The organism is Streptomyces sp. NPDC091376 (assembly GCF_044757085.1).
Lineage (GTDB): Bacteria > Actinomycetota > Actinomycetes > Streptomycetales > Streptomycetaceae > Streptomyces > Streptomyces pratisoli.
Window position 1 is genome coordinate 234,595 of sequence record NZ_JBIVUF010000006.1, and the last position, 23,128, is coordinate 257,722.

At 71.1% G+C, this 23,128-nt stretch carries 21 protein-coding genes and 1 pseudogene; 14 read left to right on the top strand and 8 right to left on the bottom strand.

The features are described 5' to 3' along the window. Positions 1-6: 6 nt before the first annotated feature. Positions 7-594 (bottom strand): ATP-binding protein, encoded by a 588-nt coding sequence (locus tag ACIQMR_RS15385; protein WP_401386336.1) that lies wholly within the window; start codon positions 592-594, stop codon positions 7-9. A gap of 426 nt (positions 595-1,020) precedes the next feature. Here ACIQMR_RS15385 and ACIQMR_RS15390 point away from each other — a divergent pair, with 426 nt between their 5' ends. Further along, complete coding sequence (locus ACIQMR_RS15390) at positions 1,021-1,734, top strand: trimeric intracellular cation channel family protein (RefSeq protein ID WP_401386339.1); 714 nt, start codon at positions 1,021-1,023, stop codon at positions 1,732-1,734. A gap of 307 nt (positions 1,735-2,041) precedes the next feature. Here the strand turns inward: ACIQMR_RS15390 and ACIQMR_RS15395 are convergent. Together ACIQMR_RS15395 and ACIQMR_RS15400 are read right to left on the bottom strand one after the other, a co-directional pair. Then, a pseudogene (locus ACIQMR_RS15395) lies at positions 2,042-3,256 on the bottom strand (MFS transporter); the annotation flags it as partial. Between the two features lie 256 nt (positions 3,257-3,512). Further along, complete coding sequence (locus ACIQMR_RS15400) at positions 3,513-4,013, bottom strand: GNAT family N-acetyltransferase (protein ID WP_401386341.1); 501 nt, start codon at positions 4,011-4,013, stop codon at positions 3,513-3,515. Between the two features lie 126 nt (positions 4,014-4,139). Here ACIQMR_RS15400 and ACIQMR_RS15405 point away from each other — a divergent pair, with 126 nt between their 5' ends. Continuing rightward, the gene (locus tag ACIQMR_RS15405) at positions 4,140-5,117 is read left to right on the top strand and encodes a hypothetical protein (protein WP_401386344.1); all 978 of its coding nucleotides are present in this window, start codon (positions 4,140-4,142) and stop codon (positions 5,115-5,117) included. Between the two features lie 263 nt (positions 5,118-5,380). Here ACIQMR_RS15405 and ACIQMR_RS15410 read toward each other — a convergent pair whose 3' ends face one another. Both ACIQMR_RS15410 and ACIQMR_RS15415 read right to left on the bottom strand, forming a co-directional pair. Then, positions 5,381-5,944 carry a nuclear transport factor 2 family protein gene (locus ACIQMR_RS15410; protein ID WP_401386347.1) on the bottom strand — a complete coding sequence of 188 codons (564 nt, stop codon included), beginning with the start codon at positions 5,942-5,944 and terminating at the stop codon, positions 5,381-5,383. Further along, positions 5,941-6,774: a class I SAM-dependent methyltransferase gene (locus ACIQMR_RS15415; protein WP_401386350.1), complete on the bottom strand. Its 834-nt coding sequence runs from the start codon at positions 6,772-6,774 to the stop codon at positions 5,941-5,943. The genes ACIQMR_RS15410 and ACIQMR_RS15415 overlap by 4 nt, the downstream gene beginning before the upstream one ends. A gap of 378 nt (positions 6,775-7,152) precedes the next feature. Between ACIQMR_RS15415 and ACIQMR_RS15420 the strand changes: the two genes are divergently transcribed. The 4 genes from ACIQMR_RS15420 (at position 7,153) to ACIQMR_RS15435 (ending at position 10,341) form a co-directional block, all read left to right on the top strand. Then, a complete protein-coding gene (locus ACIQMR_RS15420) occupies positions 7,153-7,995 on the top strand; it encodes an ABC transporter substrate-binding protein (RefSeq protein ID WP_401386353.1) in 843 nt (280 codons plus the stop codon). After that, positions 7,992-8,792 (top strand): amino acid ABC transporter permease, encoded by an 801-nt coding sequence (locus tag ACIQMR_RS15425; RefSeq protein ID WP_401386356.1) that lies wholly within the window; start codon positions 7,992-7,994, stop codon positions 8,790-8,792. The genes ACIQMR_RS15420 and ACIQMR_RS15425 overlap by 4 nt, the downstream gene beginning before the upstream one ends. A 7-nt stretch (positions 8,793-8,799) precedes the next feature. After that, positions 8,800-9,639, top strand: a complete 840-nt coding sequence (locus ACIQMR_RS15430; protein ID WP_401386359.1) for an amino acid ABC transporter ATP-binding protein — start codon at positions 8,800-8,802, stop codon at positions 9,637-9,639. Positions 9,640-9,819: 180 nt separating this feature from the next. Then, positions 9,820-10,341 carry a hypothetical protein gene (locus ACIQMR_RS15435; protein ID WP_401386362.1) on the top strand — a complete coding sequence of 174 codons (522 nt, stop codon included), beginning with the start codon at positions 9,820-9,822 and terminating at the stop codon, positions 10,339-10,341. Between the two features lie 119 nt (positions 10,342-10,460). On the opposite strand, the gene ACIQMR_RS15440 is transcribed toward ACIQMR_RS15435, so the two are convergent. Together ACIQMR_RS15440 and ACIQMR_RS15445 are read right to left on the bottom strand one after the other, a co-directional pair. After that, positions 10,461-11,201 (bottom strand): SRPBCC domain-containing protein, encoded by a 741-nt coding sequence (locus ACIQMR_RS15440; protein WP_401386365.1) that lies wholly within the window; start codon positions 11,199-11,201, stop codon positions 10,461-10,463. Positions 11,202-11,223: 22 nt separating this feature from the next. After that, positions 11,224-11,871: an ArsR/SmtB family transcription factor gene (locus ACIQMR_RS15445; protein WP_401386368.1), complete on the bottom strand. Its 648-nt coding sequence runs from the start codon at positions 11,869-11,871 to the stop codon at positions 11,224-11,226. Between the two features lie 313 nt (positions 11,872-12,184). Here ACIQMR_RS15445 and ACIQMR_RS15450 point away from each other — a divergent pair, with 313 nt between their 5' ends. The 8 genes from ACIQMR_RS15450 to ACIQMR_RS15485 all read left to right on the top strand — a co-directional run bounded on the left by ACIQMR_RS15450 (position 12,185) and on the right by ACIQMR_RS15485 (position 21,360). Further along, positions 12,185-12,946, top strand: a complete 762-nt coding sequence (locus ACIQMR_RS15450) for a DeoR/GlpR family DNA-binding transcription regulator (protein ID WP_401386371.1) — start codon at positions 12,185-12,187, stop codon at positions 12,944-12,946. Between the two features lie 108 nt (positions 12,947-13,054). Beyond that, a complete protein-coding gene (locus ACIQMR_RS15455; protein ID WP_401386374.1) occupies positions 13,055-14,416 on the top strand; it encodes an ABC transporter substrate-binding protein in 1,362 nt (453 codons plus the stop codon). Positions 14,417-14,442: 26 nt separating this feature from the next. Continuing rightward, positions 14,443-15,378, top strand: coding sequence for a carbohydrate ABC transporter permease (locus ACIQMR_RS15460; protein WP_401386889.1), 936 nt, complete (start codon positions 14,443-14,445; stop codon positions 15,376-15,378). Continuing rightward, positions 15,375-16,244: a carbohydrate ABC transporter permease gene (locus ACIQMR_RS15465; protein ID WP_401386377.1), complete on the top strand. Its 870-nt coding sequence runs from the start codon at positions 15,375-15,377 to the stop codon at positions 16,242-16,244. The genes ACIQMR_RS15460 and ACIQMR_RS15465 overlap by 4 nt, the downstream gene beginning before the upstream one ends. After that, positions 16,241-17,233 (top strand): zinc-dependent alcohol dehydrogenase family protein, encoded by a 993-nt coding sequence (locus tag ACIQMR_RS15470; RefSeq protein WP_401386380.1) that lies wholly within the window; start codon positions 16,241-16,243, stop codon positions 17,231-17,233. The genes ACIQMR_RS15465 and ACIQMR_RS15470 overlap by 4 nt, the downstream gene beginning before the upstream one ends. Beyond that, the gene (locus ACIQMR_RS15475) at positions 17,230-18,243 is read left to right on the top strand and encodes a PfkB family carbohydrate kinase (RefSeq protein ID WP_401386383.1); all 1,014 of its coding nucleotides are present in this window, start codon (positions 17,230-17,232) and stop codon (positions 18,241-18,243) included. Before ACIQMR_RS15470 ends, ACIQMR_RS15475 begins: the two co-directional genes overlap by 4 nt. A gap of 127 nt (positions 18,244-18,370) precedes the next feature. Continuing rightward, on the top strand, positions 18,371-19,729 hold the full coding sequence (locus ACIQMR_RS15480; RefSeq protein WP_401386386.1) for a cytochrome P450: 1,359 nt from the start codon (positions 18,371-18,373) through the stop codon (positions 19,727-19,729). A gap of 149 nt (positions 19,730-19,878) precedes the next feature. Next, entirely contained in the window at positions 19,879-21,360 is a 1,482-nt protein-coding gene (locus tag ACIQMR_RS15485) for a PP2C family protein-serine/threonine phosphatase (protein WP_401386389.1), read from the top strand. Positions 21,361-21,495: 135 nt separating this feature from the next. Here the strand turns inward: ACIQMR_RS15485 and ACIQMR_RS15490 are convergent, their stop codons facing one another. Beyond that, positions 21,496-22,989, bottom strand: a complete 1,494-nt coding sequence (locus ACIQMR_RS15490; protein ID WP_401386392.1) for a hypothetical protein — start codon at positions 22,987-22,989, stop codon at positions 21,496-21,498. Positions 22,990-23,128: the final 139 nt, after the last annotated feature.

Here is a 23,128-nt window from a genome sequence, read left to right on the forward strand (position 1 = left end):
CCGCGGTCAGCCGGCGCGCCGCTCCCGCCGGAAGTGCATGACGGGGCACCCGTCGGCCGGACACGCCCCGGCCCCGGCGCCGTCCGTGCAGTGGGGCGCGCAGTCGGTCGCGGGGAACACCGCTCGTACCTCCTTGCCGCGCTCGGACACGCGGCCCACCTGCAGTGCGCCGCCCGCCTCGCGGGCCAGGGTGTCGACGATCATCAGGCCCCGCCCGCGGTCCTGTCCGGGATCGGCGGTGAAGACCGGCTCCGGCAGGAAGGGGTGCTCGTCGTGCACGGTCAGTGTCAGTGCCGTACGGGTCCTGGTGAGCTTCACCGTCGTTCTGTCGGAATGCGGGACGGCGTGCCGCACCGTGTTGCCGACCAGCTCGGAGATCACCAGTGAGGCGGTGTACAGCCCGTCCTCGCACAGCCCCCACTCCCGCAGGACCCGCGCGGCTCTCCTGCGTGCGGCGGGGACCTCGCCGGGCGTCGCGGGCACGGTGAAGGCATGGACGGACACGGCCAGGCCCGGCCCGTGACGGGAGGCCGGGACCCGGTGGGGTCCGGCGCCGCACGGCGTTCCGGGCGGGTTCGAAGCGATCGTTCGCATGGCGATTCCCAGTGGTCCGCCGGAAGGGGCTACCGGCATCTGATCAAGCGCACCCTGGATGGCGAGCCCGGTGACCAGCGAGGGCGCCACGCTGCGCCGGCCGCTGTCGATGTGTGGTTCCGCCGGACAGCGGGTGCACCTGCCCCGACCAACTGTTCGGCTTGGCCGAGCTTCAGCAGGAACTACCCGCGACGCAAGGGGCGTATCCGGACACATATGAACCTTTGACATGACCGTTGTGATCGCCGGGCCGGCTTCGGGCATCGGTGATCTCCTCAAGGCCCTTCCTGACCGGCTCCTGACCGGCTCCTGACCGGCTCCTGACCGGCTCCTGACCGGCATACGGGGCGGTCGGCGGCCGCGGGGCACCGCGCGTCGCCTCAATGGCGGAGCCTTCCGGTCCCGCGTGCCAGGAAGGGATGCGGAGTGTCGCAGACCTACGAGATCTTCGATCACTCGGTGCACCTGGTGGCGGACCTCTCGGGCATCTTCATCTTCGCCGTGACCGGCGCCCTGGTGGCCGTCCGCATGCGGTTCGACGTCTTCGGCATCATGGCGCTCGCCGAGATCACCGCGCTGGGGGGCGGAGTGTTCCGGGATCTGGTCATCGGCGACATTCCGCCGGCGGCCTTCAGGGACATGGGCTATTTCATCACCCCGATCATCGCCGGCGGCCTCGTCTTCTTCCTCCACCCGGCGATCAACCGCATCGGCGGAGCGGTCCAGGTGGTCGACGCGGCGGGGCTCGGACTGTTCACCGTGTCGGGCACGGTGAAGGCCGCCGTGTGGGGCATCGAGCCGTTCCACGCCGCCGCCATCGGGGTCGCGACCGCGGTAGGCGGCGGAGTGCTCAGGGACCTGCTCGCCATGGAGATCCCGTCGCTGCTGCGCCGCGACCGTGAGATGTACGCGCTGCCGTCGGTGCTGGGTGCGGGCACGGTCGCCGTACTGCTCCAGTTCGGTCTGCTGGGCCCGATCAGCAGTGGCGCCGCCATGCTCGCCACCTTCGTCCTGCGACTGCTGGCGCTGCGGTACGGCTGGCGTGGCCCCCTCGCCTGGAAGAGCGAGCGGCTCCCCGCGCCCGGCGGGAAGGAGCCCGGTCAGGGTCAGGGCGCCGGTCGGGGGCAGCCGGTCGCCTGAGCCCGGCTGCCACGGCGAGCAGGACGGCGCTGAGCAGGACCAGCCCTCCCAGGGTCAGGAAACTGACCTCGATCGCGGCGACGAACGCGCTGTCGGCGGCCGCACGGACCCGGTCGTGCGAGGTGCCGGGCAGCCGGGCCAGCAGTTCCTCGCGTTGCTCCTCGCGCGAGAGGACGTTGTCGAGCGCGCGCTGTTCGCGCGGGCTGAACACATCGCCGTCCCCGCCGGTGGACGCCAGCAGTTGGTTGCGCTCCCGCCACTCCGCCGTGGTGAACAGCGCGTTCATCAGGGCCAGCCCCAGCGTCGCGCCGATCTGCCGGCTCTGCACCGACAGGCTCGCCGCCACTCCTCGCGCGGAGGCGGGCACGGCCGCCATGATCATCGCGGTCGCCGACGGGTAGACCAGCGGCGGGGCGAGGCCGAAGACCAGCAGGGCGGGAACGAGCAGGGTGCTGTGCCGGTTCGCGACGCCGTAGGTGAGCCACAGCACGCAGCAGCCCAGCAGCACCAGGCCCGTGACGATGAGCCACCTGCCGTACCCGAGGTCGGTCAGCCGTCCGACGAAGGGTGAGAGGACGACGGTCCCGAAGCTGCCGGCCATGAGCAGAAGCCCGGTGCGCAGCGCTCCGAGGTCCAGCACGTGCTGCAGATAGAGCGTCACATGGACGCCGACGGCGAGCGAGGCGCACTGGACGAGGGCCAGAGCGACCATGGGCACGGAGACCGTGGCGCGGCGCAGCGGCCGCAGGTCCAGCAGCGGGTCGGCGACGCGCAGCTCCACCGCGACGAAGAGGCCCAGCAGGACGACGCCCGTGACGAGCGGCAGCAGGGTGCCGAGCGCGGCGAAGCCCCAGTCGGAGGACCGCTCGCAGGCGAAGACAACGAGAGTGAGCCCGGAGGCCATGAGCACGGCGCCCGTCACGTCCATCGACGCGCCGGTCCGTCCCCGGGTCTCGACGAGATGCCGGCGGGCCAGGACGACGACGAGCAGGCTCAGGGGGACACAGACGGCGAAGGCCCACCGCCAGCTCCCGAACTCCACCAGCAGCGCGATCCCCAGCGGCACGGCCACGCCGAAGAAGCTGGTGAACGCCGTCTGGACGCCGATGGCCCAGCCGTGGCGCTCCTCGGGCAGCGCGGCGGTCAGGTTGGCCAACGCGAGCGGTACGGCCAGGGCGATGCCGAGGCCCTGCACACCGCGCGCCACCACCAGGAAGATGCCGTCGGGAGCGATGGCGCACAGGCCGGAGCCGAGCGCGAAGCAGACCATGCCCAGCAGGAACACGCGGCGCCGTCCGACCACATCGCCGAGCCGGCCGCTGATCACGGCCACGGCGCAGAGCGGGAGCAGCGCGGCGACGATCACCCAGTGAAGGGTGGAGCTGTCGATGCCGAGATCCTTCTGGATCTGGGGCAGCGCGACGATGACGGCGGTCAGGCTGGAGAACAGCAGGACGCTGGCGGTGATCGTGGCGATCATGACCGCACGCTGCGGTGGCGACAGTTCCCTCAGGGCGCCCATGTCGGACAACTGTCCCGCGAGCCGGGGCGGACGGCATCCGGTCCCGGACCACCCGGGTGCAGGTACGTCCGGGCAGGGCGGTGGGCTGTGTGGCGCGGCCCCGAGGCGGGACGCGACGGTCCGGTCGGGCGGTCCGCATCCGTACGCGCGGTCCGCATCCGTACGGGCGATCCGCGTGCGTACGGGCGGTCCCCGTCTGTGGAGGCGGTCCGCGTGCGTACCGACCGGAACGCTCGACGTCACGGACCGGCGGTGGTCACCGCGTGTCCGTGCGGGCCGTGCTGTGGTGCAGCCAGACGTAGTCGACCGGCTGGGCGGCGTTCCAGGCGGTGGCGAGATCGGGGTCGACGGGCAGGAACGCGGCTCGCCGGTAGCACCGCAGGGCCGGCTCGTTGTGAGGGTGCACCCGCATGAAGACGTCCTCGTAACCGGCGTCCGTGGCGAGCGCGGTCAGCCGGCAGACCAGCTCCTGGCCGATTCCCTGGGCCCGCACGGCGGGCGAGACGATGATCCGGGCGAGTTCGGCCTCGTCCTCCTCGTCGTCGAACCACAACTCCCCGTAGGCGAGGATTTCCTCACCGCGCCGGAGCATATGGGCCCGCACGTCGTCGCCCGCCTGCCAGTCGGCGATCGCCCGCGGCGGCAGGGGGAAGTCGTGGCGTCCGCACCACATGGCGACTTCGCCGGACGTGGCCGGCCAGCCGGCGACCGTGGCCGCGTGCGTCACGTCGAAGGGCAGCAGTTCGATTCTCGCCATGGGCCGCCACTGTAGGGGGGCTCGGTGTGGCGGTGCGACCGCCCTGCGCCTCTCGTCCTCCCGGGGTGGAATACCGGAGGAACGCAGGCAGGATGGACGGAACTGGACGGAAGGTGCCGGTGAGCCGTGGATCTGGAGAGCGTCGCGGACGAGTTGTACGGGCTGCCGCCGGAGGACTTCACCGACGCCCGCCGCCGGCACGCGGCGGCCGCCCGGGCGTCGGGCGACCGTGGCCTGGCGACCAGGATCATGTCGCTGCGGCGTCCGACGCTGTCCGCCTGGGCCTGCAACCTGCTCGTGCGGGCCGACCCGGACCAGGCGGCCGGGCTGCTCCGCCTCGGCGAGGGACTGCGGCAGGCGCACCAGGAGCTGGACCGGGACCAGATGCGGGAGCTCGGCAGCCGGCGGAATCGTCTCGTCGGTGCGCTGTCCCGGCGGGTGCGGGACCTGGCCGCCGAGGCGGGGCATCCGGTCAGCGAGTCGGTACGGCGCGAGGTCGAGGACACGTTGCAGGCGGTGCTGGCCGACCCGGACGCCGCGGCGGAGTGGGCCACGGCGCAGCTGGTGAGGCCCCTCAGCCCGCCCGTCGGGTTCACCGAGGCCGCCCTTGCCGCCGCGGCGCGCCGGCCGGCTCCGGCCACTCCCGCCACGGCTCCGGAGGCTCCGGCCGCCCGCGGGGACGGACGGGAGCCACGCAAGACACCTGAGACGCGTGAGCCGCGTAGGGCCCGGGACGCACGGAAGGCACAGGAGAAGGAGCTCGCCCGGGCACGCCAGGACGCGGAGACGGCCGAGCAGCGGGCCCGCGAGCGGGAGGAGGCGCTCCGTGAGGCCGAGTCCGAGCACGAGCGGGCCGAGGCGCTGCTGGAGCAGGCGGAGGAACGGGCGGCCGCTCTCGCCGAGGACGTCAGGACGGCCGAGGACCGTCTGCGCGCCGCCCGCAGGGAGCTGGACGAGGCGCGGGCCGAGGAGAGCACCGCGCGCACCGGTCGTGACGGAGCGCGAAAGCGGGTGTCCGAAACGCGCCGTGCGGCCGGACAGGCGCGCCGGAACGCCCGGAGCGCGGGCGACCGGGTCGAGGCTCTGGAGGCGGAGCGCGGATAGCCGAGGTCGCACAACGGACGGCGGACGCCAGGCGCAGGACGCGGACGTCGGACGCCAGGCGCCGGACGTCGTACGTGGGACGTGGGACGTGGGACGTGGGACGTGGGACGTCGGAAAGCCGTACGGGCGACCGCCGCAACGCGAACAAGCCGCAATCCCGCACGCCCGCAAGCCCGCACACCGCACACCGCACACCGCACACCGCACACCGCACACCGCACGAGCATCCACGAACAGTCAGCAGCAGCCAGGAGCTGCCGCCGTCACCGCTCCTGGAGCGGCTCACCGCCCATCAGTTCGTTGAGAGGCCCCCCGCTCAGGGTGGCCCGCTGGTCCGTCACGAACGGCAGCCGCGCCACCGTCGCGGGATCGACGAGCCCCACCTGGGCGAGCACCGAGGCCTGGTCCCAGTAGATGTGCTCGCCGGAGATGAGCGGGCCCTCGAACGAGACGACGGCGACGACCGCGACGGTGATGGGCCGGCCGGTCGGGGCGACCGAGGGAAGGATCCAGGGCACCGGTACGTCATGCGTGAACGAGACGAGCATCTCGTCGACGATGCGATCGCGGCCCGTGGTGCGGGTCAGCGGCGCGATGGTGAAGTCGTCCGCGTTGTGCCCCACGAACCATCGGCCGTAGAAGTCGCGCACGGCGTCCCGGCCGCGGGCGCCCATCGCGGTGGGCACATGCAGCACCACAGGGTCGTCCGTCATCGTGGCCATCGTCGCGTCGACGTCCCGCGTGGCGAACTCGCTGGTGGTGTGAAGGTCCCAGACGCGCTCCAGCTCGGCCGGGTCGACGGGATCGGGGACGGGGACGGGGGTCATGACGGTGCCTCCTCGGGTTTCCATCCCCATGAGGTGATCATTCCTGGGGAGAGCGCGGCGCAGTCGGGCGAGTCCAGGTAACGCGTCGCCTCGTCGATGACGTGGTCGTCGACGAGCCCGGTGCCCACGAGCGCGTCCCTGGCCCGGTCCCATGTCCCGCCCCAGAAGCGGCTGATGGGGCTGCCGGGCATCAGGGGCGGCACATGGACCTCGGCGGCCACGGACCGGAGCCCGGCCGCGTGCAGGAGCTGCGGGTAGCGCGTCACCCAGGTGATGTCGGTTCCGATGGTGTCCCGCAGTCCCTGCCACATCGCCCGCATGACCCGTGAGTACGGGGTGTCGGGTGGCGCCGCCCCGGCGGTCACGTCGATCGCGTCACTGAGGACGAGAACCCCTCCGGGCGCGACGAGACCGGCCAGCCTGGTGATCGCCTCCTGCCGGGAGGGCAGGTGCATCAGCACGAACCGTGCGTGGACGAGCTGGAACATGCCCGGGTCGAAGGACGGGTCGGTGATGTCCGCTTCGAGGGCGGTGAGTCCCGGGGTGGGGTGGGCGGTGAGGAAGCGGACGTCCCGGTCGACGGCGAGCACGGCCGCGACACCGGCCCTGCGCAGGAGACCGCGGGCCACGGTGCCGGTGCCGGCGCCCACGTCCAGGCAGTGCCAGTGCGGGCCGGCGCCCAGTTTCATCAGGCGCGTCAGGGTCATGTCGTCGTAGGTGAGCGCGCCGAGGTCGATGCGGTCGTCCTCGCCTGCCTGTTCCGGCCGGAAGACGGCCTCGCCGTAGCGGCCGTCGTCCCGGCGGTCACCGCCGTCCTGCGGGATCGTCACGGGCCGATCCTCCACCGCGGACCGTCCACCCGGCCGAGGCGCGCCGCGCACACGTCCAACCGGCCCAGCGCCTCACATGCGTTCGGCAGGAGGTCGCACCGCCGCGGACGGTTCCCGCACAGGTCGGACCGCCGGCCGTCGCGGTGCTCACCGGCCGCTGCGCGCAACCGCCCTGTCCCGGTGACCAGTTCCTCAAGGCCGAGCCGTGCGGAATCCTGATCGAGGGCCATGACCGCACGTCGGAAACAGGACGGCCGGGGCGGCTCCGCGGGGCATCGGTCGGCCAGGTCCACGATCCTTCGGGACGCGAACGGCCAGGTGGCCTACGATCATGAGTGGCGGTGCCGTCCACCGTCCCCTGCGCCCATGGAGGTCACCATGTCCAGGACTGCCGGCAGCCATCGCACCCACCCGATCCGCATCCTCGCGACGGCCTGCGCGGCAGCGGCCGGGCTGTCACTCGCCGTCGGTTGCTCGTCCAAGGAGGAGGAGCGCGGTGAGGCCGCGGGCGGGGTGCCGGTGGTCGAGAAGGGAAAGCTCACCACCTGTACGCACCTGCCGTATCCGCCGTTCCAGTTCGAGCAGGGCGGCAAGGTCGTCGGCTTCGACGTGGCACTCGTCGATCTCGTGGCGAAGAACCTGAAGGTCGAGCAGAAGATCGTCGACACTCCCTTCGAGAACTTCAAGACGGGGGCCTTCCTGAACTCCGGTCAGTGCGATCTGGCCGCCGCCGGTATGACGATCACCGACGAGCGCAAGAAGAACGTGGACTTCTCCGTCCCGTACTTCGACGCCACGCAGGCGTTGCTCGCCACCAGGAAGAGCGGCGTGACCTCGCTGGCCGAGGTCAAGGCCAAGGGGGCGAAGCTGGGCGCGCAGGCGGAGACCACCGGTGAGAGCTACGCGAAGTCCCACGGCTTCGACCCGGTGTCGTTCGAGAGCTCGGACGCGGTGCTGAACGGGCTGCGCACGGGACAGGTCGACGCCGTCGTGATCGACTACCCCGTGGTCCAGGGCTGGCTCAAGGACAAGGCCAACGCCGACGCCTTCGCTCTCGGGCAGAACATCGAGACCGGTGAGCAGTACGGCTTCTCGGTGAAGAAGGGCAACGCCAAGCTGCGGGCCGCCATCGACAAGGCGATCACGGACGCCAAGGCCGACGGCACGTACAAGAAGCTGTACGAGCAGTGGATCGGGCCGCTGCCCGAGGGCCGGTCGTGACCTCTCGGCTGACCAGGCGGCAGCGCCGCCGCGTGTCGCAGGGGATCCAGTACGCGGTCTTCGTGGCGGCCGTGGTCCTGATCGCCGTGCTGGCCGACTGGGACACGCTGCAGAACCAGTTCGCGCAGAAGGATCTCGCGAGCCAGCTGTTCCCGGACATCATCACGATCGCGCTGCGCAACACGGTGGTGTACACCCTGTCGGGCTTCGCGTTCGGCCTGGTGCTGGGCATGATCGTGGCGCTGATGCGGCTGTCGTCGGTGGCTCCGTACCGCTGGGTCGCGAGCGTCTACATCGAGCTGTTCCGCGGCCTGCCGGCTCTGCTGATCTTCATCTTCGTGGGGGTGGCGATCCCGCTGGCGTTCCCGGGGGCCGAGATCCCCGGCGGGGTGTACGGGAAGGTCGCCCTCGGTCTCGGTCTGGTCGCCGCCGCGTACATGGCGGAGACGATCAGGGCCGGGATCCAGGCCGTGCCCAAGGGCCAGATGGAGGCGGCGCGCTCACTGGGGTTCTCGCACGCCCGCGCGATGGTGTCGGTCATCATCCCGCAGGCGTTCCGTATCGTGATCCCGCCGCTGACGAACGAGCTGGTGCTGCTGTTCAAGGACTCGTCGCTGGTGCTGTTCCTCGGCGTCACGCTGGACGAGCGGGAACTGACCAAGTTCGGGCGGGATCTTGCCAGTCAGACCGCGAACTCCACGCCGATCCTCGTCGCCGGGCTGTGCTACCTGCTCGTGACGATTCCGCTGAGTTTCGTCGTACGCCGGCTGGAAGCACGGACCGAGAAGGCCAGGTGAGGACGGGATGACGCAGAACGAGATCGAGATCCGCTCGCTGCACAAGTCGTTCGGTGACAACGAGGTGCTGCGCGGCATCGATCTGGACGTCGCCCACGGCGAGGTGGTGTGCGTCATCGGGCCGTCCGGCTCGGGCAAGTCGACGCTGCTGCGGTGTGTGAACCTGCTGGAGGAGCCCAGCGCGGGCAAGGTGTTCGTGGGCGGTACGGAGGTCACCGACCTCGACGTCGACATCGACGCGGTACGTCGCCGGATCGGCATGGTCTTCCAGCAGTTCAACCTCTTCCCGCACGTGACCGTGACGGAGAACCTCACCCTGCCGCAGCGGCGCGTACTGAAACGTGACAAGGCCCGGGCGGCGGCGGTGGCGCGGGAGAACCTGGAACGCGTGGGTCTCGCCGACAAGGCCGGGGCCTATCCGGCGCAGTTGTCCGGTGGTCAGCAGCAGCGCGTCGCGATCGCTCGGGCGCTGGCCATGGACCCGGAGGTGATGCTCTTCGACGAGCCGACGTCGGCGCTCGACCCGGAGCTGGTCGGCGAGGTCCTGGCCGTCATGCGCGTACTGGCCGCCGAGGGCATGACGATGATGGTCGTCACGCACGAGATGAGTTTCGCCCGGGAGGTCGCCGACCGGGTGGTGTTCATGGACGGCGGCGTCATCGTCGAACAGGGCCCGGCCGAGCAGGTGGTGGGCTCACCCCGGCACGAGCGGACCAGGAACTTCCTGAACCGGATCCTGGATCCGGCGGCAGCGGCGGAGCCGGGCGCGGGTCCGCAGGACGCCGCTCCCGGTGCCGGTTCAGGTCCGGGTCCGGGGAACGCGGAGGACGTGCGCAAAGAGGGGTGACCGCTGGTGTCCGTCCTGCCCGGGCGGTCATGGCGGGCGGAAGCGATTACGGTGAAGACGACGAACTCGCCTTCGCCGAATGAGGCGAATTCGGCGATTCCACGGCAACCATATGGTTATCGGGAGTGTCTCCCCTGGTGACATCACTGTCCCCGTCTCAGGAGAAATGGGGGACGCCACATGTACCACCGTCCGCGCCTCACGGCTCTCGCCGCCGGCATTCTGCTCCTCGCCACGGCCGGGGCCACGATCCCCGCTTCCGCGGCCCCGCACCGGTCCACGGCCGCACACCCCGCACCGGCCACCGCCCTGGTCACCGACGCCCGCTGGGGCGGCCACGGGTCCTTCGACCGGATCGTCATCGACCTCCGCGGCACGCTGCCGCCGGTCACGGTGCGGCCCGTGAAGGTCCTGCGCTACGACGGCACGGGGCACAAGGTCCCGCTCGCCGGGAAGTACTTCCTGGAGATCAAGCTCTCCCCCGCCGCCGCGCACAACGACGCCGGCAGGTCCGTCTACCGCGGACCACGGCTGATCAAGATCTATCTGCCGACGCTCAAGGGCCTTGCACAGACAGGCGACTTCGAAGGCGTGGTCACCTTCGGGGCGGCCTTCGACAGCAAGCCGGTGTACAAGACCACGAAGCTGCACGCACCCGAACGCTTCGTGATCGACGTCCGGCGTCCGCCCGCGCGCGGGTGACGGCGGACAGCGGGCGGCGGCGAGGAAGCCGGGGAGGCGGAGGGGCAAAGGGGGCGAAGACACCGGCCTCATCCGCTCGTTGAGCGGATGAGGCCGGACGCGTCAGCGGGCGGAGACCGTCACCGCGCGAACAGTTCATCGAGCCGGCCGCGCCAGGCCTGCTCGGTCCTCTCGGCGTCGGCACCCGGGGCGAAGTCATGGACGCTGACGCCGACGGGGGCCCCGAAGTGGTTGCGGCCGAAGAGGCGGTACATCGCGTCGTCCGTGCGCAGTCCGACGAAGTACTGGTTGCGGTAGTCGACGACCGCGTCGACGGGTCCGGTGCCCGGCAGGTCGACCCGCACCGTCGAACCTTCCACGGCTTCGTCGGGCAGGCCCAGTCCACGGCTCGTGGTCTCCAGCGCATCGGGGGCCGTGGAGGCAGCGGGCGCGTCCAGGGTGGCGAACACGGCGGGGCGGCCGGTGAAGTGCGTGAGGTACTGGCGCAGGGTGTGCAGGTAGAAGTCGGTGTGCTTGTTCGCGCCGTCGTACTGGTTGTCCCAGTCGTCGACGAGGATGCCGCTGTGGACGTACCGAACCCGGCAGCCGCCGCCCTCACGGGGCTCGATGACATGGTCGAGCTGGTTGAAGGTCTGCTCGCTGATGCCCTCCACGTCCTCCGAACGCGCCGTCAGGCGGTGCGGCGGGTCCCATGCCGTGACGGTGCCGCCGTAGGGCGCCTCCCCGCCCTCCTTCGGCTCGTACTCCATCGGCCAGAGCCAGCCGCCCGTGCCCGAGGTGATGGCGGCCCACACCTGCTCGGGGCTCGCGTCGACGTCGAACTCGCGGACGATCTCGAATTCCCTGGATTCCTTGGACATGGTGACTCCTCGGGCCTGCTCGTCAGGCCTGCTCGGGCGCGCCGATGGAGGGCGCGGGTGCTTCTGGCGTACTCGATGGTTCGGGGTCGGGCTTGACCGTGGGGTGGAGCGCCACGACGATCCGGTGGTCGCGGCCGCCTTCCGCGTGCTCGTCGTGGTACTTGGTGATGAGCGCGCTGACGCCGCGCGTCAGCTCCTCCACGAAGGCGGCCCGGTCGGCGGCGGAGGCGAACCGCACCTCGCCGTCGAGGGCGTAGGTGGCCAGGCGCTTGCGGGCCCTGGCAGCTCCGGTGATCAGCGTGCCCACATCGCGCACCAGCCGCGCGGCGACCGCGAGCAGCCAGCGCGCGGAGAGCTGGTCGCGGAAGCGGCCCGGGTCGGGCTGCACCGCGGCGAGCGCGAGGGGGGAGATCACGTACGACGCGGCGGTGGCCCGCATGAGCCGCTCGGTGACATTGCCCTTGCGGCGCTCACCTGCCAGCTCCACCAGGCCGTGCCGCTCCAGGGCCTTCAGGTGGTAGTTCACCTTCTGCCGGGGGAGCCCGACGCGGCCGGCGAGCATGGTCGCCGAGGCGGGGCCCGCGGCCAGCTCGGCGAGCAGCCTGGCCCGCATCGGGTCCAGCGACACGGCTGCCGCGGAAGGGTCCTCGATCACGGTGACGTCCAACATGGGTCCCACCCTCCCACCGAAAACTTTTCTTGTCCAGACACAATCGCTTGTCGGAGGGTCGGGCTCCGTTCGGGCAGCGGGCGCCGTTCGGGCGGCAGTGGCGGGCGGATCGGGCGGCGTCGTACCGCGCCGCGGCCGCGAAGTGGTCTGTGACCTGGGCAAACAGCTGCGATGAAACGGGCACGAACGGGCACAGCGAAAGCTGCGAAGAGCCTGGTACGACACGGATGGTGCTTGTACAAACGACGCATGGGCCCGAACGGGCGCAGTACCCGCGAGCGCGAGTGAGCGGCTGGCAACGAGGAAGTGTGCCGTGGACACCGAGGAGCGCCGCCGAGGCATTCTCGAGGCGGCCCGCAAGGACGGGGCCGTCGAGGTCAATGGTCTGGCCGGCCGGTTCCGGGTCGCCAAGGAGACCATCCGGAGGGATCTGCACGCCCTGGAGGAGCACGGGCTGGTCCGGCGTACGCACGGTGGCGCGTATCCGGTGGAGAGCGCCGGGTTCGAGACCACGCTGGCGTTCCGCACCACGCGGAACGTGCCGCAGAAGGCCCGTGTCGCCGCAGCCTCGGCCGAACTGCTGGGGGACGCGGAGACGGTCTTCGTCGACGAGGGCTTCACCCCACAGCTGATCGCCGAGGCACTGCCGCGCGACCGGCCGCTGACGGTGGTGACCGCGTCACTCGCGGTGGCCTCGGCGCTGGCCGGCGCCGACCAGACCTCGGTGCTGCTGCTCGGCGGGCGCGTGCGTGGCGGCACCATGGCGACGGTCGATCATTGGGCCACACGGATGCTCGCCGGCTTCGTCATCGATCTGGCCTTCGTCGGGGCCAACGGCATCTCCCGGGAGTACGGGCTGACGACTCCCGATCCGGCCGTCGGCGAGGTGAAGGCTCAGGCGATGCGCAGTGCCCGCCGGCGCGTGTTCGCGGGGATCCACACCAAGTTCGGTGCGGTCAGCTTCTGCCGGTTCGCCGACGTGGGCGACTTCGAGGCGATCGTCACCGACACCGGGCTGCCCTCGGCCGAGGCGCAGCGCTACTCGCTCCTCGGTCCGCAGGTCATCCGCGTCTGACTCGCCAACTCCCGCCCCTTCCTGCCCTTCCTGCCCGCTCGCAGCACACCACCCGCCGGACGAGCCGCCCCTGGGCACCTCCGGCATGCCCGAAACAAGGAGAGAATCATGACTCTGAGGCAGCGACCCTCGCGCATACCCGTCCGGCTGGGGGCGGTCGCGGCCGTCGCGGCGCTCCTCGCGGGCTGCGCGGGTGCCGGCGGCGGCGGAACGTCAGGCGACGGTGAGGCCCTCAACGTCCTGATGGTGAACAACCCGCAGATGGTGCAGTTGCAGAAACTGACCGCGGATCACTTCACCAGGAGCACCGGCATCGAGGTCCACTTCACGGTGCTGCCGGAGAACGAGGTCCGCGACAAGATCAGCCAGGACTTCTCCAACCAGGCGGGCCAGTACGACATCGCCACCATCAGCAACTACGAGGTGCCGTTCTACGCGAAGAACGGCTGGCTGCACCCGCTGGACCCGTACGTCGCCAAGGACAAGGCCTTCGACCAGGACGACATCCTGGAGCCACTCTCCGACTCGCTGACGGCCGCGGACGGCAAGCTCTACGCCGAGCCGTTCTACGGCGAGTCGTCGTTCCTCATGTACCGCAAGGACGTCTTCGCGGCCAAGGGTCTGACGATGCCGCCGAAACCGACCTGGCAGCAGGTCGCCGACCTCGCGGCGAAGGCCGACGGGGCCGAGAAGGGCATGAAGGGCATCTGTCTGCGCGGGCTGCCCGGCTGGGGCGAGGTGATGGCGCCGCTGACGACGGTCGTCAACACCATGGGCGGCACCTGGTTCACCAAGGACTGGCAGGCGCAGCTCACCTCTCCCGAGTTCACCCGGGCGACCGAGTTCTACGTCCGGCTCGTGCGCGAGCACGGCGAGGCGGGCGCGGCCCAGTCCGGGTACGCCGAGTGCCTCAACAACATGACGCAGGGCAAGTCGGCGATGTGGTACGACGCCACGGCCGGCGCCGGGTCGCTGGAGGCCGCGAACTCGCCCGTCAAGGGCAGGATCGGGTACGTACCGGCACCCGTGGACCGGACCGAGAGCTCCGGCTGGCTCTACACCTGGGCCTTCGGCATGCAGAAGGCATCCAAGAAGGCCGACAACGCCTGGAAGTTCATCTCCTGGGCTTCCGGCAAGGAGTACGAGAAGCTGGTCGGGAAGCAGGTCGGATGGTCCGACGTGCCGGCCGGGAAGCGGAGTTCGACGTACGCCGATCCGGAGTACCGCAAGGCCGCAGCCGCTTTCGCCGACGTCACCAAGCAGGCCATCGACGCCGCCGACCCCGTGAACCCCGGAGTGCAGCCGCGCCCGGCCGCGGGCATCCAGTTCGTCGGCATCCCCGAGTTCACCGACCTCGGAACGAAGGTGTCCCAGGAGATCAGCGCCGCGATCGCGGGCCGCAAGTCGGTGCCGGAGGCGCTGGCCGCCTCGCAGAAGCTGGCCGAGAAGGTCGCCGAGGAGTACCGGTGAGCACGTCGGTCGGGACCGCCCCGAAGATGTCGTCCGCACCTGCGGCGGCACCCGTGCGTCCACGGGCCGGCCTGCGGGACTGGGCCACCCGCGCCCCGCTGCTGCCCGCCCTGGTCTTCCTCGTCGCCGTCACCCAGTTGCCGTTCGTGGCGACGCTGGTGATCTCGCTCTTCGACTGGAACTCGTACGACCCCGGTGCCCGCCGGTTCACCGGACTGGCGAACTACGCGACCGTGGTCACCGACCCCGCGCTCCAGGAGTCCGTGCTGACGACGGTGCTCCTCACCGCCTCCGTGGTGATCGTGAGCGTGCTCCTCGGGCTCGGCCTGGCGCTGCTGCTGGACCGGGCCTTCTTCGGCCGCGGCTTCGTACGCACGCTGCTGATCACCCCGTTCCTGCTCGTGCCGGTCTCCGCGGCACTGCTGTGGAAGCACGTGCTGTACAACCCGGAGTACGGATTGCTCAACGGCGCCTGGGCATGGGTCGCGGGACTCTTCGGGGACACGGATCCGGCGCAGCCGGACTGGATCTCCGGCATGCCGCTCGTCGCGGTCGAGGCGGCACTGGTGTGGCAGTGGACACCGTTCATGATGCTCATCCTGCTCGCAGGGCTGCAGAGCCGGCCCGGCGAGATGGTCGAGGCCGCCCGGCTTGACGGTGCGAACAGCCTGCAGATCTTCCGCTATCTGACGCTGCCACATCTGCGCCGGTATCTGGAACTCGGCGTACTGCTCGGCTCGATCTACATCGTGCAGCACTTCGACGCGGTGTTCACGATCACCTCCGGGGGCCTCGGCACGGCCAACCTCCCGTACACGATCTACCAGACCTTCTACAAAGCTCATGAGTACGGGCTCGCGTCCGCGGCGGGCGTGGTCGTCGTGATCGGCACGATGGTGCTCGCGACGTTCGCGCTGCGCGTGGTCTCGTCCCTCTTCCGTGAGGAGGCGAACCGAGCATGACGCACACCACGGTCACCGCCAGGGTCACCGACGGGATCGCGCGGCGCGCACGGCGGCGGTCCACGGCGCTGGGGCTGCTCGCCTGGGTGGTGGGGCTCGGCTTCTGCCTGCCGGCCGGCTGGATGCTCCTCACGTCCTTCCACTCGGAACAGGACGCGGCGGCCAACCCGCCCGCGCTCGGCGCCGCGCTGACTCTCGACGGCTACCGGTCGTTCTTCGAACGCGGCGGCGACGGCCCATGGCCGCCGCTCATCAACTCGGCGACGGCGGCGGTGCTCTCCACCGTGCTGGTGCTCCTGCTGGCCCTGCCCGCGGCGTACGCGCTGTCGATCCGGCCGGTGCGCAAGTGGACGGACGTGATGTTCTTCTTCCTGTCCACGAAGATGCTGCCGGTCGTCGCCGGACTGCTGCCCGTCTATCTGTTCGCCAGGAACACGGGGCTGCTGGACAACATCTGGCTGCTGGTCCTGCTCTACACCTCGATGAATCTGCCGATCGCCGTCTGGATGATGCAGTCGTTCCTGGCCGACGTGCCGGTGTCGATCATCGAGGCCGCGCGGGTCGACGGGGCACGGCTGCCGACGGTGCTGGGCCGGGTGGTGGCGCCGATCGCCGGTCCCGGTATCGCGGCGACCGCCCTGATCTGCTTCATCTTCAGCTGGAACGAGCTGCTCTTCGCGGGCGTGCTCACCGGGGTCGTGGCGCAGACCGCTCCCGTCTTCCTCACCGGATTCGTCACCAGCGAGGGCTTGTTCCTGGCCCAGCTGTGCGCCGCGTCCGTCGTGGTGTCCCTGCCGGTGCTGGCCGCCGGTTACGCCGCCCAGGACAAGCTCGTCCAGGGCCTTTCCCTTGGAGCCGTCAAATGAGGGCCGCGATCGTCGAAGCCCCCGGCAAGGTGTCCGTCACCACCGTTCCCGACCCGGTCCCGGGCCCCCGCGACGTCGTGGTGGAGGTCGCGTCGTGCGGGCTGTGCGGCACCGATCTGCACATCCTGCAGGGCGAGTTCGCGCCGACGCTGCCGATCGTGCCCGGCCATGAGTTCGCCGGCACGGTCGTGGCTGCCGGGGCGGACGTCACCGGACTCACCGTGGGCGACCGGGTCGCGGTCGACCCGTCCCTGCCCTGCCACGAGTGCCGCTACTGCCGGGCCGGACGCGGCAACCTGTGCGACCGGTGGCGAGCGATCGGCGTCACGGACCCGGGCGGCGCGGCCGAGTTCGCCGTGGCACCGGTGGCGAACTGCGTACGGCTGCCGGAGCACATCGACGTCCGGGACGCGGCGCTGATCGAGCCGCTCTCGTGCGCCGTACGCGGATACGACGTCCTCAGCGGCACGCTCGGCGCACAGGTGCTGATCTACGGCTCGGGGACGATGGGGCTGATGATGCTGGAACTCGCCAAGCGCACCGGCGCCGCGGGGGTCGACGTCCTGGACATCAACGCGGAGCGGCTCGCCACCGCGAAGCAGCTGGGCTGCTCAGGCGCCGCTGCATCGGCGCGGGAGCTGGCGCGTGCGGACGAGGGCTGGGACGTGGTGATCGACGCGACCGGGAACGCCGGGGCGATCCAGGACGGGCTCGGCCGGGTCGCCAAGGGCGGCACGTTCCTCCAGTTCGGGGTGAGCGACTACGCGACGACGGCGGTGATCGAGCCGTACCGCATCTACAACCAGGAGATCACCATCACGGGTTCGATGGCGGTGCTGCACAGCTATGAACGGGCCGCGGCGCTGTTCGCGACCGGTGTGCTCGATCCGTCGGTCTTCATCAGCGACCGGCTGCCGCTGGAGCGGTATCCGCAGGCGATCGACCGGTTCCGGGCCGGACAGGGCCGCAAGATCGTGGTGGAGCCGTGAGCGGCGGTGCCGGATCGGTCCTCGTGCTGGGCGAGGCGCTCATCGACCTCGTGCCGGACGACCGGCTGCCGGCGCTGCGGCACGCCCAGCCCGGCGGTGCGCCGGCGAACGTCGCCGTGGGGCTGGCGCGGCTCGGCACGCCCTCGGTGTTCGCGGGCGGCGTCGGCGGCGACGCGTTCGGCCGGACCGTGGAGGACTGGTTGCGATCGGCGGGCGTCGGCACCACGCTGTGCGCCCGCTCGCCATTGCCGACCGCGCTGGCGGTGGCCGATCCCGGCCCCGACGGCACGGGCTACCACTTCCATCTGCGGGACACGGCCACGTTCCGGCTGCCGGAGGTGACGGCGGAGCTGGTGTCCGGCTTCGGCGCCGTCTACGCGGGCGGGCTGGCCGCCGTCGTCGAGCCCGCGGCCGGTGCGGTCGCGGCGGCGGCCCGCGAGGCGGCAGGTCACGGGCTGCTGATGGTCGACCCCAATGTGCGCGAGGCCACGGACGGAGGCGGGGCGTCACTGAGGGAACTGTGCGCCCTCGCCCATGTCGTGAAGGCGAGCGACGAGGACCTGGCGTGCCTCTGGCCGGGCGCGGACCCGTCCGCGTCGGCCGGCAGGCTCGCGGCGCAGGGGCGGCTGGTCGTCATGACCCGTGGGGCGCACGGCAGTACGGCGTTCCTTCCGTCCGCCGCCCAGGTGTCCGTACCGGCCGTGCCGGTCGAGGTGGTCAACACCATCGGCGCCGGGGACGCGTTCATGGCGGCGGTGCTCGCCTGGCTCGGCGCCGCCGGGCTGCTGCGCCGCGGAGGTCCGGCCGGGCTCGGGCCCGACCGGGCCGGGGCGATGCTCTCGTACGCCGCCGGCGTGGCCGCGGCGGTGTGCGGGCAGAGCGGCGGGTGTGTGCCCCCGTACACGCACCCGCCGCTCGGCCCGCCCGCCTCGCCACCCGGCGACGGCTCCCCGGGCGGCGAGGCGGGCGTCCGGTCCGGAAGAGTCTCCGGTCGCGATGGGCGTGACTAGTACGCGGTCGTGGCGTGCGGTCGTGGTACGCCTGACGGTCACTCCTGGCAGAGTGGTCGTGCGCGTGCCGCGTACGCGAAGACGCCGCCGGGCTGCCCGGCGGTTCACGGCTCGGGGAGGCATCGGGATGACCGCAGAAGCCGCAGTGCCCGGTCGGGACACGGTCGTAGCCGGCCCGCGCCGGCTGCCGGGGCTCGGGAATCTGCCCGCGTTCGCCCGTGACCCACTCGGCTTCTTCGTGCGGTTGCGCGGCTGCGGTGACGTCGTGGAGTGGCGCCTCGGGCCACAGCGGGCCCTGTTCATCTCGCGTCCCGAGCACATCGGCGAACTCCTCACGGGCATCGAGACGGTGTTCCGCCACCCGGAACTCGGCTGGGCGTTCAAGCTGGTCCTCGGCGACGGGGTGGTGACGTCGGAGGGGCCGGCCTGGCGGCGCAAGCGGGCGCTCGTACAACCCGCGGTGCGGCCCCGGCAGGTGCGGTCGTACGCCCGGACGATGACCGAGTGCGCCTCCGAGCTCGCGCACACCTGGCAGCCGGGGCAGAGCATCGACGTGCGGCGGGAGATGCTGGCGCTCACCCAGCGAATCGCCGTCCGCACGCTCTTCGGCAGCGACACGGCCGGCCGGGAGGACCTGATCGGGTCGGCCATGGACGTCGCGCAGCGGGCGATCGGCGACGAGTTCAGAGGGCTCACGCTGTTTCTGCCGTCCTGGGTGCCGACGCCGGGACGACGCAGGCTGCGCAGGGCCGTGACGGTGATCGACGCCGAGGTCGGGCGGGTGACCGGGGAGCGGCGGCGCGGTGGCGAGGACAGGGACGACCTGCTGAGCAGGCTGCTGGCGGCCCGCGACGAGGAGGGCATGCCCCTGTCGGACAAGGAGGTGCGCGACGAGGCGGTGACGCTCTACATCGGCGGCCACGAGACCACCGGGACGACGCTCACCTGGGCCTGGTACCTGCTGTCCCGGAACGCGGCCGCCCGTGCGCGGCTCGCCGGGGAACTGGAGAAGGTTCTCGCGGGCCGTACGCCCGAGTTCGACGATCTGCGTCAACTTCCGTACACCGAGCAGGTGCTGAAGGAGACCCTGCGGCTGTTCCCTCCGGTGTGGCTGATGACGGGCATAGCGAAGGAGGGTTCGGAGCTGGGCGGGCTGCCGGTTCCGGCAGGGACGGTCGTCTGGTCCAGCCAGTGGAGCGCGCACCGGGATCCGCGCTGGTTCCCCGACCCGGAGGAGTTCCGGCCCGAACGGTGGGACGCGGACGCCGAGCCCGGGATACCTGATCACGCCTGGTTCCCGTTCGGCGGGGGCGCCCGGGCCTGTCTGGGTGCACGGTTCGCGATGGTGGAGGCGGTGCTGGTGCTGGCGACACTGGCGCAGCGCTTCCATGTCGACGCCGGGCCGGGCGAGGTGGCGCCGAGGACGGGCCTGACGCTGCAGCCGGACTCCGCGGTCCGCGCGGTGCTCCGGCCGGTCGAGGGGTGACGTACCCCCGTCGGGCCAACGGCATATGCCGGATGCACCACCATATCGAGTGTTGCCAAATCCCTTACGTGCCTTCGCTCCCTGTGCAACAGTCGTAACCGGTCCATTCCTTGAGACCTGGACATGCCGCGCCTGCATCGGAGTACGACATGCCGTCCCATCTGTTCGCGGACCGCCCCGCCCCGCAGCCGCCGAGGCGCGGCTCGGTGGACGAGTTGATCTCGCAGACCCGCCGCCTGCGCGGGGACGTGGACGCGGTCCGGCGTGACGCGGTGGTGGACGAGGACGACCCGCAGGGGCGCTGGCAGCGGGCACTGTGCGATCTGGCCGTGCATCAGCTCGATGACCTCGGAACGCACTTGGGCCAGCTCAAGGAGGGCATCCCGGCGTCGGCGGACCTGGTCGACGGGCCGGGACCGGAAGAGTCCGGCGCCGGCACGGAAGCCTTCGGTACGCAGGAGCCCGGACCGTACGAGCACGTGACCGAGCACACCGGCTCGCTGCTCAGCCGGGTCGGCAGCGCGGAGTGGAATCTGCTGACGGACGAGGTGGTCTGGTCGGAGGAGCTGTACCAGATCTTCGGCCGGCCGGCGGAGCACGGTCCGATGTCGCTGGACGAGCTGCCGTCCATGGTGTTCGCCGAGGACCAGGGGTTGCTCACCGCGATGGTGACGGACTGCCTCATCGACGGAAGGCCGATCGACGGGGAGTTCCGCATCGTCCGTACCGACGGCCGGGTCCGCACGCTCCACATGATGGGCGAGCCGGTCCTCGACGCCGACGGCTGCACCGCGTCGATGTGGGCCGTCTTACGAGACGTCAGCGAGCTGCGACGCACACAGCGCGCCGTACGCGAATCGCGCGACACGCTCGCCCGCAGACAGCATCTCGACCTGACCGAGCGCCGTATCGCGATGGAGATGCAGGAAGCGGTGCTGCCGCCGTGGCGCGGCCCGCTCGCACTCCCCGAGGACGGCCCCACGGCACTGGATCTGGCCGGGCAGTACGTGCCGTCCGCGAGCAGTGCGCTGATCGGCGGCGACTGGTTCGACGCGCTTGAACTTCCGGGCAACCGGATGCTGTTGAGCGTCGGCGACCTGACCGGCCACGGCGTGACCGCGACGTCCACGATGGCCATGCTGCTCGGCGCCCTGCGCGGGATGGCCGTGGCCGGCATCCGGCCCGGCGCCCTGATGGGCCATCTCAACCAGCTGCTGGACTCGTCGGCGCAGCCTGCCCTCGGCAGCGCGGTGTGCTGCCACTACGACCCGGACAGCCGGATGCTCTCCTGGGCGCAGGCGGGACACCCCGCCCCGCTGCTGTTCCGCGGCGGGACGGGGCGGATGCTGACACAGCCGGACGGGGTGCTCCTCGGAGCGACCACCGGAGCCGAGTACGAGCAGGCGGAGATCGGGCTGCTGCCCGGGGATCTGCTGGTGCTGCACACGGACGGTCTGACCAGGAGCGCGGACGCCTACGACGGGTCCGGAGCGGACCGACTCCTCGCTCTCGCCTCCCGCTTCGACGGCTCCCGGAGCGCACAGGAGTGCGTACGGTTGATCGTCGAAGAGTTCGGTGGGAACGAGCGTCAGGACGACGCCTGCGTGATGGTCGCCAGGATCAGCGGCTAGGTCGCGTCAGACACGGCCTGGACCGGACAGACCCGTGATTCCCGGGCAGGCGGCGCTTCCGGGCTCCTGCTCAGCTCTCCGTGTCGAGTACGTGCGTAAAAGAGCGCACCCTCGGTTCCGGCGTGTTGGGTGCCCTCAGATCTCCTTGTTCCGCGAGCGCTTCGACGGGCTGTTGGGCAGGGCGATCTGGATCTCCTCGCGGAGGTCCTCGATCTTCGCGTAGCCGGAGTACTGTCCGGTGAGCCTGTACATCTCACGGAGCCGGTCCCAGGTGCGGTGCGACGAGGTCTCCCCCATCGACACCAGCGCCAGCCGGGCGTACCGGTCGGCCTGGTCCGGGTCGTCGGCGATGAAGCAGGCCGACGCCATGGAGATGTAGTCGAAGATCTTCGACCGCTGGCGGCCGCCCTCCCGCAGTTGCAGCGCCTGCCTGGCGTGGCGCTGTGCGGTGTTGGCGGCGGTGGGCTCGTGCTCGGCGAGGGTGCGGTAGGCGAGGGCCTGCATTCCGTGCATGTCCGCCTCGTCGAACATCTGCATCCAGCTGGGCGGTGGCACATCGCCCTTGTCGGAGACGAAGAGCTCCTCGGCCTCGCCCAGGGTCCGGCGCATGGCCTGGCCGCGACCCATGGCAGCCTGCGCCCAGGCCTCGATGGTGCGCAGCATCGCGTACGTACGCGGCAGGATCTCCTCGCCCGAGCCGGTCTTGGCGAGCTTCATCAGGTCGAGGGCGTCGTCCGGGCGGCCGAGATGCACCATCTGGCGGGCGGCCCGGGAGAGTGCTTCGCCGGCGCGGGGACGGTCGCCGCCCTCACGGGCCGCGTGGGCGGCGATGACGAAGTACTTCTGTGCGGTGGGTTCGAGGCCGACGTCGTGGGACATCCAGCCGGCGAGGACGGCGAGGTTGGCGGCGACGCCCCACAGGCGCCGCTGGAGGTGATCGGGGTGGTGGAAGGCGAGCATGCCTCCCACCTCGTTGAGCTGGCCCACGACCGCCTTGCGCTGGAGCCCGCCACCGCGGGCCGCGTCCCAGGCACGGAACACCTCGACCGAGCGTTCCAGTGCCTCGATCTCCTGCGACCCGATGGGGGCGGCCTCATAGCGGTCGAACCCAGCGGGGTCGGCGTGCAGGGGGTCGTGGCGGCGAGGGGTGTCGGAGGCGAGTGCGGGGTCGGATTGCAGCCAGTCGTGCATGGCGCTGCTGAGTGCGGAGCCTGCGGCGAGCGCGGCGCCCGCGCCCACCAGGCCGCGTCGGTTGAGCATGAGGTCCATTCCCGTGAATTCGGTGAGGACCGCCGCCGTACGTTCGGGCGCCCAGGGCAGGCCGTCAGGGTTCTTGGTACCGCCGACGTCCCGCCGTTTTCCCGTGCGTCCGTGCCGTACGAACCCGAGGTCCTCGATGGTCACGACACGGCCGAGTCGCTCGGTGAACAAAGCTGCCAGCACTCTGGGCACGGGATCGCGCGGGGTCTCCCCCATGTCGATCCAGCGCCTGACCCGCGAGGTGTCGGTCGCCAGCTGCGGATGGCCCATGGCCGCCGCCTGCCGGTTAACGAGCCGCGCGAGTTCGCCCTTGGACCAGCCGGCGAGGCCGAACAGATCTGCCAGGCGGGTGTTGGGTTCTCCGGTCACGTCAAGCCCCCAGGTTCTCGGCTGAGTTGACAGTAACCCCCTGTCAGATGCGTTGCGACTATTCGCCAGGGTTCGCCAGGGTCCGCCAGATGGTGTGCCACCCGCGATCCGGTGTCAGGTAGGAACGCGCCACCCCGCC